Below are 13548 nucleotides of genomic sequence, written 5' to 3'. Positions count from 1 at the left end.
GCCGCCTTCTACGCCTTCAGGCGGGCAGCGTGCCAGCCAATATGCTCGGCCATGAAGGTGGAGATGAAGTAGTAGGAATGGTCATAGCCCGGCTGCATCCGGATCGTCGCGGGCTGGCCCGCGCGTTCGCAGGCTTCGACCAGCAGGTGGGTCTTGAGCTGGCCTTCCAGAAAGCTGTCGGCCTCCCCCTGATCGACCAGCAGGTCGGGCAGGCGCGCGCCGTCGTCGATCAGCGCGCAGGCGTCATATTCGCGCCATGCCGCCTTGTCGGGGCCGAGATAGCCGGTCAGCGCCTTTTCGCCCCACGGACAGTTCAGCGGGCTGACGATGGGCGAAAACGCGCTGACCGAGCGGAAGCGCTGCGGGTTGCGCAAGCCGATGGTGAGCGCGCCATGGCCGCCCATCGAATGGCCGATGATGCCCTGGCGCGCCATGTCAGCGGGGAAATGCGCGGCGATCAGCGCCGGCAGTTCCTGCTCGATATAGTCGCGCATCCGGAAGTTCGCGGCCCACGGCGCCTGGCGAGCGTTGACGTAGAAGCCCGCCCCCTTGCCGAAATCGTAGCCTTCATCGTCGGGCACGTCATCGCCGCGCGGGCTTGTATCGGGCGCGACGAAGATCACGCCGTGTTCGGCGCAGGCAGCGCGGAATTCGCCCTTTTCGGTGACGTTGGCGTGGGTGCAGGTCAGCCCCGAGAGATACCACAGCACCGGCAGCTTCGTGCCCGGCGCGTGATCGGGCACGAAGACCGAGAAGGTCATCGCCGTGCCCGTCACCGCGCTCTGGTGGGTATGGACGCTCTGCGTGCCGCCATGGCTGCGGTTGGCGCTGACCTGTTCCATGCTTAAAAGACCACCACGCTGCGGATCGACTTGCCCGCATGCATCAGGTCGAACGCGGTGTTGATCTCTTCGAGACCCATGACGTGGGTGATCATGGGGTCGATCTCGATCTTGCCCTGCATGTACATGTCGACGATCTTGGGCACGTCGGTGCGGCCCTTGGCCCCGCCGAACGCGGTGCCGCGCCAGTTGCGGCCGGTGACGAGCTGGAACGGACGGGTCTCGATGGTCTTGCCCGCCTCGGCCACGCCAATGATGATCGAGGTGCCCCAGCCCCGGTGGCAGGCTTCAAGCGCGGTGCGCATGACTTCGGTGTTTCCGGTGGCGTCGAAGGTATAGTCCGCGCCGCCATCGGTCAGCTGGACGATCTTCGCCACGGTGTCCTCGCGGCTGAGGCCCTTCGAATTGAGGAAATCGGTCATGCCGAACCTGCGGCCCCATTCTTCGCGATCGGGGTTGATGTCGACGCCGATGATCTTGTTGGCACCCGCAAGCCGCGCGCCCTGGATCACGTTGAGGCCGATGCCGCCGAGGCCGAACACGACCACGTTGTCGCCCACCTGCACCTTGGCGGTGTTGATCACCGCGCCGACGCCCGTGGTCACGCCGCAACCGATATAGCAGCTCGACTGGAAGGGCGCGTCCTCACGGATCTTGGCGACCGCGATTTCGGGCAGGACGGTGAAGTTCGAGAACGTCGAGCAGCCCATGTAGTGGAAGATGGTCTGGCCCTTGTAGCTGAAGCGCGACGTGCCGTCGGGCATCAGGCCCTGCCCCTGCGTCGCGCGGATCGCGGTGCACAGGTTGGTCTTGCCCGAAAGGCAGCTTTTGCACTGGCGGCATTCGGGGGTGTAGAGCGGGATCACGTGATCGCCGGGCTTCACGCTGGTCACGCCGGCGCCGACTTCGCGCACCACGCCTGCGCCTTCGTGGCCCAGCACAGAGGGGAAGATGCCCTCGCTATCGAAACCATCGAGCGTGTAGGCGTCGGTGTGGCACACGCCCGTCGCCATGATCTCGACCAGAACCTCGCCCGCCTTCGGACCATCGAGATCAAGATCGACGATTTCGAGCGGCTGCTTGGGCGCAAAAGCGACGGCGGCGCGTGTCTTCATGGGAACCCTTTCCGTGGAATGGCGAAGCGCTTAACATTGCTGCCCTACCGCGATAAACCGCCAAATTCGATTTTCAATGTTGCAGGTTAGGGATAATAAGGTGTCGCGCTGGGACGGGATGGATGAAGTGGTCGCGATAGCGGACACGGGCAGCTTCGTCGCCGCCGCGCGCCGTCTGGGCGAGTCGACGTCGATGATAAGCCGGGCAGTAGCCCGGCTGGAAGAGCGCTTGGGCCTGCGCCTGTTCGAACGCACCACGCGCTCGGTCGCGCTGACCGACGCGGGGCGATCGATCGTCGAGCAGTTCCGCCGCATCATCGAGGAGCGTGACGAGACCCTGCGACTGGTACACGCGCAGGGCGAGATGCGCGGCGAGGTGCGGCTAACGTCGTCCGTGGCGATCGGCGAGCGGTTCGTGGCCCCGGTGGTCGAGGAGTTCCTGCGCGCTCATCCGGGGCTGTCCGTGCATCTGGAGACAACCAACCGCGTGATCGACCTTGTCAGCGAAGGGTTCGACATTGCGATCCGCACGGGGAACCAGCTCGACGCGCGCCTTGCCGCCCGTCAGGTGGCGGAGCGGTCGCTGCTGGTTTGTGCCGCCCCTGCCTACATCGCGCGCGCAGGGGCCCCGGCGCATCCCGCCGAACTCGTGGCGCACGAATGCCTGCTCGGCACCAGCACCAACTGGCACTTCCGCGAAGACGGCCAGCGCTCCAGCCTCGTTCCCACCGGGCGCTTGCGCTGCAATAGCGGAAATGCCGTGATGCACGCGGCGGAAAACGGCATGGGGCTGTGCCAGCTTCCGGCTTTCTACGTGCGCGAGGCGATAGCTGCCGGGCGGCTGGTACGCCTGCTGGAAGATTACGAGGATCTGCCCGAGCCGGTCTGGGCGGTCTATCCCCAACGCCGATTCACCGTGCCCAAGGTGCGCGCCCTGATCGACCTGCTCGAACGACGCTTGCCCGCGCTCATCGCCTGAGCGCGTCACAGGCCGGTCAACAGCCGATCCAGCTCGGGCCATAGCGAGCCCTTGCGGTCCTTCGGCACGGCGTCCCGACGGTAGTACCACCAGAAGTAGCCGCCGACGAACCGGCTGCCGACGCGCAGTCGCAGTTCGGGTTGCATTGCGTAGTAGGTACGCGCGATCCGCGTCTTTTCGGCGAGCGTCGGATTGGCGAGGAGCCCATCGGCCAAACCTTGCGCGCCGATTTCGCCGATACCGAGCCGCGCTTTGGGGAACACCCTGCCCAATCGGGTGAGCGTGCGCGCAAGATCCGCTGCCCCGGGGTGCTGCGCGGGGCTGCACGCGGTTTCGTAGACACTCAGCAGCAGGACGTTGGTCCCTGCGCGCAGTTCCTCGGGCATCCCCTGCGCGAAAGTCAGCGTCGGCTCCCATCCTTTTTCATAGCACTGGGGCCCGGCCCAGTAGTTCAGCGTCACCGCAGTGCGCAGGTGATATTCGCCTGCGATCACGCGGTGGGCAGCCAGCACCTTGGCATTGATCTCGTCGGGATTGCGCCCGGCCCAGGCCCCGTTCAGTTCGTTGCCGATCTCCCATAGATCCACCTGATCACCAAAGGCCCGCGCGAACGCCCGCGCCCGCGCGGTGATCTGCGCAGGCGTGATCCGGCGCAGAGCGGTTGAGTCGACAAGTTCACCCATGATATAAGCATGGGGGTACAAGGCTTTGATTACTGGGGCATAGTCTGCTGCCGTTGTCCCCGGATCGAACACTATCCGCACCGTGGGTCTTGCGCCATGCGCCGAAACCGCAGCCACCAGCGCGGGCAGATTGCCGACCGCATCGACCGTGACCCCGCGCAGCGGCGAAGGCAGCGCTCGCGCTGCGGCGAGGGCCGGGAGCAGCAGCGCGACGAGCAGGCACAGCAGACGGACCATGCCCGCCACGCTAGGCTCCTCGCCCGCCGGGTCCAGCACGTCTGTCGCCATTCTGGCGGCTCGTCCTTTAGGGCATTGCAATTGCTGCGTGTTGCAATGCAATAGACAGGCATGCGGATCGCCATTGTCGATGAAAGCGCCTCACGCGCCGCCGTCATCGGCGAAGGGCTGGCCGCGCTGGATGATTGCGAGCTGTTCGTCGTCACCGAGCGGCGCGCCCTAGTCGCCCGCATCGCCGAAATCGATCCCGACATCGTGCTGATGGACCTCGGCAATCCCTCGCGCGACGTGCTGGAGGAATACTTCGCGGTCAGCCGCGCGCTGGCCCGGCCCATCGCCATGTTCGTGGACGAGAGCGACGACGAGGCCATTGCCGCTTCGATCGACGCGGGCGTGTCGTCCTACGTGGTCGATGGCCTTGCCGCGCACCGCATCCGCCCGATCCTCGACCTCGCGGTCAAGCGCTTCAACGCCTTCGCCCGGCTTCAGGCCGACCTTGCCGAAGCCAAGGGCCAGCTGGCCGAGCGCGAGGCGATCGACAAGGCCAAGCGCATCCTGATGGACAGTCGCGGGTTCAGCGAGCCGCAGGCCTATGCCGAACTGCGCAGGACCGCGATGAATCAGGGACGGCGCATCGCCGAAATCGCCGAAGCGGTAGTCACCGCGCACCAGTTGATGGGAGGCAAGTGATGTCGAGCGAACTGACCGTCGGCTTCCTGCCGCTGGTCGATGCCTGCCTGCCGATCCTGGCCCGCGAACACGGTTTCGCCGAGGCCGAGGGGCTGTCGCTGCGGCTGGTCAAGGACATGAGCTGGGCCACCGTGCTCGACCGGCTGCTCTATGGCCACAGCGACGCCGCGCACATGGTCGCCCCGCTCGCCATCGCCACCACACTGGGGCGGGGACGCCCGGCACAGCCGCTGTCGGTGCCCTTCGTACTGGGGCTGAACGGCAATGCGGTGACGATGCGACCCGACCTTGCCCGGCGGCTGACCACGCCCGGCCACCTTGCCGATCCGGTGGCGGCGGGCGCGGCCTTGCGCGTGGTGGCGCAAGAGCGGCGCGAGGCCGGGAATCCCTTGCGCTTCGGCGTCGTGCATCGCCATTCCAGCCATAACTACATGTTGCGTTACTGGCTGGCAGGCTGTGGCATCCGTCCCGACCACGATGTCGAGATCACGACCGTCGCCCCGCCTTTCTGCGCCGACGCGCTGGAGGCGGGCGAAGTCGACGCGATCTGCGTGGGCGAGCCGTGGAACAGCGTTGCGGTGGAACGCGGCGCGGGCGAGATCGTGCTGATGACGGCGCAGATCTGGCGGCGCGGCGTGGAAAAGGTGCTGGCGATGAAGGAGCGCCTGCTCCTCGAGCGGCGCGAGGACGTCGAGGCGCTGGTGCGGGCGCTGGTACGGGCCGCGCGGCACTTCGTCGATCCGGAGCACTGGGACGAGAACGCCGCGATCCTCGCGCGGAGCGAATATCTCGACGGCGATCCGGTACTGATCCGCCGCGCCATTTCCGATCGCCTGCTGCTGGCGCGCGGCGGGGAGATCGTGCCTTTCCCCGATTTCATGTTCCAGTACCGCGAGGCGGCAAACTTCCCGTGGGTGAGCCAGGCCGAGTGGCTCTACACGCAGATGGTGCGCTGGGAACATGGGACGATCGACTCTGAGGAGGCCCGGAAGGCCGCGCGGGTGTTCCGCCCCGACGTCTACCGCAGCGCACTCATCGGCAGCACCGAACCGCTTCCGGGGGCCAGTTCGAAAGTCGAAGGCAGCCTTGCCGGGACCACGGTCGTAGGCACCCAGCAGGGTCGCATGACATTGGAAAGCAACCAGTTCTTTGATGGTGGGGTGTTCGATCCGGCGGACCTTGCAGGATACCTTGCCCGCCTTCCCTGACGCCGACCTGATGCTGCATCGCAAAAAGAACTTTACGCCGCCCCCGCGAATCGCTTAGCTTCCTTCTCGTGAGACGGCCGCGCCCCGACGATGGGGTGCGACCAAAGGTCGCCTCGCACAGCATCAACTACGCGTGGCAACGTCGCCGCCCGAACTGGCCCTTTCCGGTCAGATCGAGGCGGCTTTTTTGCGTTGCGCGTCTGGCAGGGACGATCCGGCGTGACGAGGAACGGGGCATCAGCGCAGCAAGAGCAAGGCGATCAACGCCAGCGCCAGCGCGGCGCTCGTGCCCTTCCAGAACAGCGCGGGGTCGCGCTCGATCAGCGGGCGGCGACGCGCGGCGGCAAGCCCCAGCGCCCCGCCGCTTTCGAGCGCGCGCAGCAGTTCCACGATATCGCCGAAACGATCTTCGCGGCGCGGCGCGATCGCTGCGAGGATCGCAGCGTCGAGCCAGCTCGGCAGGTCCGGGCGATGGCGCGAGGGCGGCGGCGCAACCCCGAAGCGCGGGCGCTGGAAAGCTTCCTGCTCGCCATAGGGCCAGTGGCCGGTGAACCAGCGGTAGAGCGTGACGCCCAGCGCGAACTGGTCGGTCAGCGCATCGCCGGCGTTGCCCTCGAATTGCTCGGGCGCCATGTAGCCGGGCGTTCCGGGGATCTCGTCGGGATGGAAATCCTCGACGCGCGGCAGGCGCGCGACGCCGAGGTCGATCAGCTTCAACCCGCCATCGACGGTGAGCATGACGTTGTCAGGCTTGATGTCGCGGTGGACCACTTCCAGCTTGTGGATGGCGGCGACCGCGCGCACCAGCTTGATCGCCGCCTGTCGCGCCTCTTCGAGCGGCGGCACACCGCGTTCGAGCCGTTCGGCCATGCTCTCCCCTTCCAGCAGCGGCAGGACCGAGTAGAGCGCGCTCTGCCGATCGGGACGGACGGTGCGGGCGGCCAGCACGAAGGGGCTGGAGACGCGGCGCGACAGCAGCAGTTCGCGCGCGAAAGCCAGCCGCAGCGTGTGGTCGGACAGCACTTCACGACGCGGGAATTTCAGCACGACGGGCTCGCCGTTCTCCTGGTCGGTGGCGACCAGCAGCACCGCGTGACGGCCCTCGCTCAGCACGCGGTCGATGCGAAATCCGTCGATCCCCTCGCCCACGCGCGGCGGTTCGGCGAAGGGCAGCGCGGATACGCCCGCGAGAATGCCTTCGTGATCGGGTGCGGGCAGACGGACCACATCAAGCACCAGCGCGGTGGCGTTGTCGCGCCCGCCCGCCGCCAGAGCGGCCTCGACCAGACGTTCGGCGGTCGCCTCGGCGCTGGCATTTTCGGCAAGGATTGCGGCGATGCGGGCCTGCGACAGCACGGCATGGACGCCATCGGTGGTCAGCAGCAGGCGATCGAGTTCAGCCAGCTCCAGTGTCAGGTGATCGAGCCGCAAGTCTGCTTCCAACCCCAGCGCGCGGATCAGCACGTGGTTGAGGTCCGGTTCCGGGCGGACGTGGTCGGTGGTCAAGCAGGTCAGCCTGCCTCCGGCAAAGCGCCAGGCGCGGCTGTCGCCGACGTGTGCGACGTGCGCCTGTCGGCCCCGCAGCGCGAGCGCGGTGAAGGTCGCGCCGCTGTTAGCCATGCTGTCGCCCCGGCCCTGCGCGTGGAGCCAGCGGTTGTAAGCGGTCATCGGCTGCTGGATCGCGCGCGCCGGACCCAACGTTTCGGGCATGGCGTAGAAACCCTCGACCAGCGCGCGCACGGCGAGTTCCGCCGCAGCGCGCCCCTCGCGCCCGCCACTGACGCCATCGGCCACCGCCGCGACGACGCCGTGACGCGCGCGCTCGGTCGCGGTGCCGAGATGGACGCCGCCGAAATCCTGATTGTCCGCACGCGGCCCGGTCGCGCTGAAAAAGCCCGCCGCAACAACCAGTTCACCCACGTTCTTCATTTCCGCTCGCACCCCATGCGCACGGGCACGTCGCCCGCCCGCGTGAGGATCGCTTCAACCCATCGCTCGTCAAGTGCAGGGAGGACCAACCATGGCCACGCTTGCCCCAGGATCGCAAATGGCATCTGACAGATCCACGTCCACCAGCTTCTGGAAGTCCGGGCACAGCCCGACGCTTCTGGCCGCATTCCTTTATTTCGACATGGCCTTCATGGTCTGGGTGCTGCTCGGGCCGCTGGCGCCGATCATCTCCAAGGAGCTGGGCCTCGACCCCGCGCAGAAGGGCATGATGGTCGCCATCCCGACGCTGGCCGGGGCCGTCATCCGCCTGATTAACGGGCTGCTGGTCGATCGCATCGGGCCGAAGCTGACCGGCACGATCAGCCAGGTGATCGTCATCGCCGGGCTGGCGGTGGCGTGGCACTTCGGCATTTCGAGCTACGAAGGCACGCTGGCGCTCGGCGTGATCCTCGGCTTTGCCGGAGCAAGCTTCGCAGTCTCGCTGCCGCTCGCCAGCCGCTGGTATCCGCCCGAACACCAGGGCAAAGCCATGGGCATTGCCGGCATGGGCAATTCGGGCACCGTGTTCGCATCGCTGTTCGCAGCCCTGCTGGCCAAGGCCTATGGCTGGACCAACGTGTTCGGCTTCGCGCTGATCCCCTTGATCGCAGTCTTCGTGTTCTACCTGGTCGCAGCCAAGGACAGCCCCGACCAGCCCGCGCCCAAGCCGCTGTCGGCCTATGCCTCGGTACTCAAGGAAGCCGATGCCTGGTGGTTCATGCTGTTCTACTTCGTGACCTTCGGCGGGTTCGTCGGCCTGTCCAGCTCGCTGCCGACCTTCTACGCCGACAGCTTCGGCGTGACGCCTGTGATCGCAGGCTATTGCACGGCCGCGGCGGTGTTCATGGGCTCGCTGTTGCGGCCGATGGGCGGCGCGCTGGCGGACCGCTTCGGCGGCATCCGCACGCTGACCGTGGTCTATGTCGTGGCGGCCGTGCTGCTGGCCGTGATCGCGATGGTCGCTACCAGCGGGATCGCCGTGGCCGTGACGCTGTTCGTGGCGGTGATTGGCACACTGGGCGTCGGCAACGGTGCGGTGTTCCAGCTGGTGCCGCAGCGCTTCCGCAAGGAGATCGGCGTGATGACCGGGCTCGTCGGCTTCGGCGGCGGCGTAGGCGGGTTCTACCTCGCCAGCTCGCTCGGCGCGATCAAGAAGGCCACAGGCAGCGCCTCGCTGGGCTTCATGATCTTCGCCGCACTGGCCATCGTCGCCCTCGCCGGGCTGACCGCGGTCAAGAGCCGCTGGCGGACCACCTGGGGCGCCGCCCTTTCGGGCGCCCGCATCTGATTTGTCCTGCCGGGTGACCGGGGCGGCACGATACCGCCCCGGCCCCAATCATGAGGGAAAATCCAACCATGAAGACCATGCTTCTCGGCGCGGCCGCGCTGGCGGCGCCGCTCGCCCTCGCTCAGCCCGCGCTCGCCGCACCCAAGACCTTCGGCGATCCGGTCAAGATCTCGGACACGCTGACCATCGACCCGATGCTCGACGCTCGCCTCCGCTGGGAGAACGTCGATACCCCTACCAAGGACGCCGACGCCGTCACCCTGCGCCTGCGCAGCGGCTTCGAGCTGAAGCACGCGCCCTCGCACCTCTCCGTGCTGGCCGAAGCGGAAGCGACGCTGGCGATCGACGAGAACTACAACGGCCTGTCGTTCGTGCCCACCAAGGCCCGCCCGGCCTTTGCTGGGGTTGCCGATCCCGCCAACGTCGAACTGAACCGCCTCCAGCTCCAGTATCGCACCAAGCAGTTGGGCCTGACCGTCGGGCGGCAGCGTATCAACCTCGATGACCAGCGCTGGGTCGGCGGGGTCGCCTGGCGCCAGAACGAGCAGACCTTCGATGCCGTTCGCGGAGAGGCCAGCATCGGCCCGGTCATGGCCGACGTCACCTATGCCGACAGCCAGCGCACGATCTTCGGCCACGATGCCGGACCGCGCACCTCCTACGACGGGCACTTCTGGTTCCTTCAGGCAGGCGTCAAGCAGGGCCCGGTGACGGTCAAGGGCTTCTCCTACCTGCTCGACTACGACACCAAGGAACAGATCGGGCCGCTGGCGGTAACGCTGGCCGATACGCAGACCTATGGCGTGCGCGCGACGGCCGCGCTGCCGCTGGGCAAGAAGGTCAAGCTGAACCTTGTCGGCAGCTACGCGCACCAGCAGGGGTGGAAGAACAACCCGGCGAAATACGGCGTCGACTACGTCAATGCCGAGGCGGGCCTGGCCGGATACGGCTTCACCGCGACCGGCGGATACGAAAAGCTGGGATCGGACAAGGGCATCGCGCTCCAGACCCCGATGGCGACGCTGCACAAGTTCAACGGCTGGGCGGACCTGTTCCTGACCACCCCGGCAGCGGGGCTGGAAGATGTTTACGTTGGCCTCGCCAAAGCCTTCCCCAAGGCCAAGGGCCTGACCGCCAACGTGGTCTGGCACGATTTCCACTCGGACGTCGGCCACGTGAAGTACGGCGAGGAATGGGACGCCAGCCTTGGCTTCAAGGTGCGCAAGGTGGCGATCCTGGCCAAGTATGCCGATTACAAGGCCAAGGGCTTTGGCGTCGATACCAAGAAGTTCTGGCTGGAGGCCGATTACGCCTTCTGAGCCAGTACGGGGGACGGCGCGTCCGGGTGGGCGGTCCGTGAGTCAAACAACGCCAACGCTGGCGCCGTCCCCACAAAATTCGTCGCCCATTTTGCTGCAGTGCAAAAACGGCTTGCGCTTACCGCCCCGAATCGGTTAGCCTTTCTCTCGAAGGCACAAGCGCCGCCCAACGATGGGCAATCCAGCGCCGCCTCATCCAGTTTCAACATCGCGTGGCAACGTCGCCGCCCAGACCTTCCCAACAGGGATGCGTTCGGGCGGCTTTTTCGTGTTCCGCGCGTTTCGCAAAGGGAAACCTTGAAGTGAACGCCCCGACGACAGTGACCGAACAGGACCGAGCGGAATCCGCGCAGGTCCGTGAGCGCCTGGTGGTGATCGGCAACGGCATGGCCGGGTGCCGCGCGGTAGAGGAAATCCTCGCCCGCGATCCCGCCCGCTTCGACGTGACGATCTTCGGCGCCGAGCCGCGCGTGAACTACAACCGCATCATGCTCTCGCCCGTGCTGGCAGGCGAAAAGGCGTTCGAGGACATCGTGATCAACGGTCCCGAATGGTACGCGGACAACGAAATCGCGCTGATCTCGGGCGATCCGGTCGCCGCCATCGATCGCGATACCCGCACCGTCACCACGCGGTCAGGCCATGTCGAGGCCTACGACCGCCTGCTGATCGCCACGGGGTCCGACCCGTTCATCATCCCCGTCCCCGGCCACAACCTCGACGGCGTCGTCACCTTCCGCGATCTCGACGATGTCGACAAGATGCTCGCGGCGGCCGAAAACGGCGGCTCGGCGGTGGTTATCGGCGGCGGTCTGCTCGGCCTTGAAGCGGCGCACGGCCTGACCCTGCGCGGCATGAAGGTCACCGTCGTCCACCTGATGCCCACGCTGATGGAGCGCCAGCTCGACGAAGCAGCAGGCTTCCTGCTCAAGAGCGAGCTGGAACGTCGCGGCCAGACCATCGTCACCGGCGGCGACACCGCCGAGATCACCGGCCGCGACGGCAAGGTCGCCGGCGTCAAGCTGAAGGACGGGCGCGAATTCGCCGCCGACATCGTGGTCATGGCGGTCGGTATCCGCCCTGCCACCGGGCTCGCCAAGGCGGCGGGCGTCGTGGTCGAACGCGGCATCGTCGTCGATGATCACATGGTAACGAGCGACCCGGCGATCATGGCCGTGGGCGAATGCGTCCAGCACCGGGGGGCCTGCTACGGCCTCGTCGCGCCGCTGTGGGATATGTGCCGCGCGCTTGCCGATGCAGCCTGCGCGGAACCGACCGGTTACACCGGCTCGGTCACCTCGACCAAGCTCAAGGTCTCCGGCATCGACCTGTTCAGCGCGGGCGACTTCTCGGGCGGTGACGGGGCCGAGGACATCGTCATGCGCGACGCCTCGCGCGGGATCTACAAGCGCGTCGTCGTCAAGGACAACAAGCTGGTCGGCGCGGTGCTCTATGGCGAAACCGCCGATGGATCGTGGTACTTCGACCTGCTGAAGAAGGGCGAGGACATCTCACCCATCCGCGAAGCGCTGATCTTCGGGCAGGCCTTCGCCAATGGAGGGCCCTCGCTGGACCCTAACGCAGCCGTTGCCGCCCTCTCGGACGATGCCGAGATCTGCGGTTGCAACGGCGTTTCCAAGGGCAAGGTCGTGGCCACCATCGAGGCCGGGGCGTGCAGCCTCGACGCGGTGCGCGGGGCGTGCAAGGCTTCGGCCAGCTGCGGCAGCTGCACCGGGCTGGTTGAAAGCCTGCTCGCCCTCACCCTTGGCGGCGAAGTCCAGTCGGGCCCCAAGACGCTGTGCAAGTGCACCAGCTTCGGCCACGACGACGTGCGCCGCCTGATCCTTGAAAAGAACCTCAAGGCGATCCCGCAGGTGATGCAGGAGCTGCACTGGAAGACGCCCGATGGCTGCGCCTCGTGCCGTCCGGCGCTCAACTACTACCTGCTCTGCGCCTGGCCAGGCGAGGTCGAGGACGACCAGAAGAGCCGCTTCGTCAACGAACGCATGCACGCCAACATCCAGAAGGACGGCACGTATTCGGTGGTCCCGCGCATGTGGGGCGGCCTCACCAACCCCAAGGAGCTGCGCGCCATCGCCGACGTGGTCGAAAAGTACAACGCCCCGATGGTCAAGGTGACCGGCGGCCAGCGGCTCGACATCTTCGGCATCAAGAAGGAAGACCTGCCCGCGGTCTGGGCCGATCTCAACGCCGCCGGGATGGTCTCGGGCCATGCCTATGGCAAGAGCTTGCGCACGGTGAAGACCTGCGTGGGATCCGAATGGTGCCGCTTCGGCACGCAGGATTCCACCGGCCTCGGCGTCAAGCTGGAGCGCATGACCTGGGGTTCGTGGATGCCCCACAAGTTCAAGATCGCGGTTTCGGGCTGCCCCCGCAACTGCGCCGAAGCGACGATCAAGGACTTCGGCGTGGTCTGCGTCGACAGCGGCTACGAGCTGCACGTGGGCGGCAACGGCGGGATCAAGGTCCGCGCCACCGACCTTCTGACCAAGGTTTCGACCGAAGCGGAAGCGATGGAGGTCTGTGCGGCCTTCATCCAGCTCTACCGCGAACAGGCGCACTACCTCGAACGGACCGCGCCGTGGATCGAGCGCGTCGGCCTCGATCACGTCAAGGCCGGGCTGTTCGATGATCCCGACAGCGTGACCCGCCTCGCCGCGCGGTTCCGTCACTCGCAACAGTTCTGCCAGGACGATCCCTGGGCCGAACGCGCCGCCGGCGCGCACGCCGACCTGCACCAGCACCTCGCCGAAGTGCGCCCCATGGAGTTTGCCTGACATGATCGGTGATTGGCTCGACATCGGTCCCGTGGACCAGATCGCCCCCGGCACCGCGCGCACCCTGCCGGTGCGCGGCGGTGAGGAAATCGCGGTGTTCCGCACCCAGAACGGCGAGTTCCACGCGCTCGTCAACAAGTGCCCGCACAAGCATGGGCCTTTGTCGCAAGGCATCGTCCACGGCGGCGTGGTCACCTGCCCGCTGCACAGCTGGAACATCTCGCTCAAGACCGGCGAGGCGCAGGGGGATGACAAGGGCTGCGTGCCGGTGATCCCGCTGAAGGTGGACGCCGGGCGCATCTACCTGCTGCGCGAAGCAGTGGTCGGACGGAAGGCCGCGTGATGATCGGGGGCGGGCCCAAATCGGTGCGCCCGCCCCTCCCTGTCCAGCCGGAGAAGC

11 protein-coding genes are annotated in these 13548 nt (G+C 66.8%); 7 read left to right on the top strand and 4 right to left on the bottom strand.

The genetic code is table 11. The features are described 5' to 3' along the window. Window positions 1-8: 8 nt before the first annotated feature. A complete protein-coding gene (fghA, locus tag K3A84_RS00690) occupies window positions 9-842 on the bottom strand; it encodes an S-formylglutathione hydrolase (RefSeq protein ID WP_225007143.1) in 834 nt (277 codons plus the stop codon). Between the two features lie 2 nt (window positions 843-844). Then, window positions 845-1957, bottom strand: a complete 1113-nt coding sequence (locus tag K3A84_RS00685; RefSeq protein WP_225007142.1) for an S-(hydroxymethyl)glutathione dehydrogenase/class III alcohol dehydrogenase — start codon at window positions 1955-1957, stop codon at window positions 845-847. A 100-nt stretch (window positions 1958-2057) separates the two neighbouring features. Here K3A84_RS00685 and K3A84_RS00680 point away from each other — a divergent pair, with 100 nt between their 5' ends. Continuing rightward, complete coding sequence (locus K3A84_RS00680) at window positions 2058-2936, top strand: LysR family transcriptional regulator (RefSeq protein ID WP_225007141.1); 879 nt, start codon at window positions 2058-2060, stop codon at window positions 2934-2936. Window positions 2937-2941: 5 nt separating this feature from the next. Here K3A84_RS00680 and K3A84_RS00675 read toward each other — a convergent pair whose 3' ends face one another. Continuing rightward, complete coding sequence (locus K3A84_RS00675) at window positions 2942-3907, bottom strand: hypothetical protein (protein ID WP_225007140.1); 966 nt, start codon at window positions 3905-3907, stop codon at window positions 2942-2944. 60 nt (window positions 3908-3967) lie between these two features. On the opposite strand from K3A84_RS00675, the gene K3A84_RS00670 reads away from it, so the two are divergent. Together K3A84_RS00670 and K3A84_RS00665 are read left to right on the top strand one after the other, a co-directional pair. After that, the gene (locus K3A84_RS00670) at window positions 3968-4546 is read left to right on the top strand and encodes an ANTAR domain-containing response regulator (RefSeq protein WP_225007139.1); all 579 of its coding nucleotides are present in this window, start codon (window positions 3968-3970) and stop codon (window positions 4544-4546) included. Next, complete coding sequence (locus tag K3A84_RS00665; RefSeq protein ID WP_225007138.1) at window positions 4546-5754, top strand: ABC transporter substrate-binding protein; 1209 nt, start codon at window positions 4546-4548, stop codon at window positions 5752-5754. Before K3A84_RS00670 ends, K3A84_RS00665 begins: the two co-directional genes overlap by 1 nt. A gap of 237 nt (window positions 5755-5991) precedes the next feature. Here K3A84_RS00665 and K3A84_RS00660 read toward each other — a convergent pair whose 3' ends face one another. After that, window positions 5992-7683, bottom strand: coding sequence for a bifunctional protein-serine/threonine kinase/phosphatase (locus tag K3A84_RS00660; RefSeq protein WP_225007137.1), 1692 nt, complete (start codon window positions 7681-7683; stop codon window positions 5992-5994). A 118-nt stretch (window positions 7684-7801) separates the two neighbouring features. On the opposite strand from K3A84_RS00660, the gene K3A84_RS00655 reads away from it, so the two are divergent. The 4 genes from K3A84_RS00655 to nirD all read left to right on the top strand — a co-directional run bounded on the left by K3A84_RS00655 (window position 7802) and on the right by nirD (window position 13491). Further along, window positions 7802-9031 carry a nitrate/nitrite transporter gene (locus K3A84_RS00655; protein WP_225007136.1) on the top strand — a complete coding sequence of 410 codons (1230 nt, stop codon included), beginning with the start codon at window positions 7802-7804 and terminating at the stop codon, window positions 9029-9031. A gap of 68 nt (window positions 9032-9099) precedes the next feature. Then, a complete protein-coding gene (locus K3A84_RS00650; RefSeq protein WP_225007135.1) occupies window positions 9100-10350 on the top strand; it encodes an alginate export family protein in 1251 nt (416 codons plus the stop codon). A gap of 302 nt (window positions 10351-10652) precedes the next feature. Then, complete coding sequence (nirB, locus tag K3A84_RS00645) at window positions 10653-13148, top strand: nitrite reductase large subunit NirB (RefSeq protein ID WP_225007134.1); 2496 nt, start codon at window positions 10653-10655, stop codon at window positions 13146-13148. Between the two features lies 1 nt (window position 13149). Beyond that, a complete protein-coding gene (gene nirD / locus K3A84_RS00640) occupies window positions 13150-13491 on the top strand; it encodes a nitrite reductase small subunit NirD (protein ID WP_225007133.1) in 342 nt (113 codons plus the stop codon). Window positions 13492-13548 lie beyond the last annotated feature (57 nt).

Source organism: Novosphingobium percolationis, from assembly GCF_020179425.1.
GTDB lineage: Bacteria > Pseudomonadota > Alphaproteobacteria > Sphingomonadales > Sphingomonadaceae > Novosphingobium > Novosphingobium percolationis.
The sequence above is the reverse complement of the archived record's forward strand: the minus strand, read 5'-3'. Positions and strand labels throughout refer to the sequence as shown.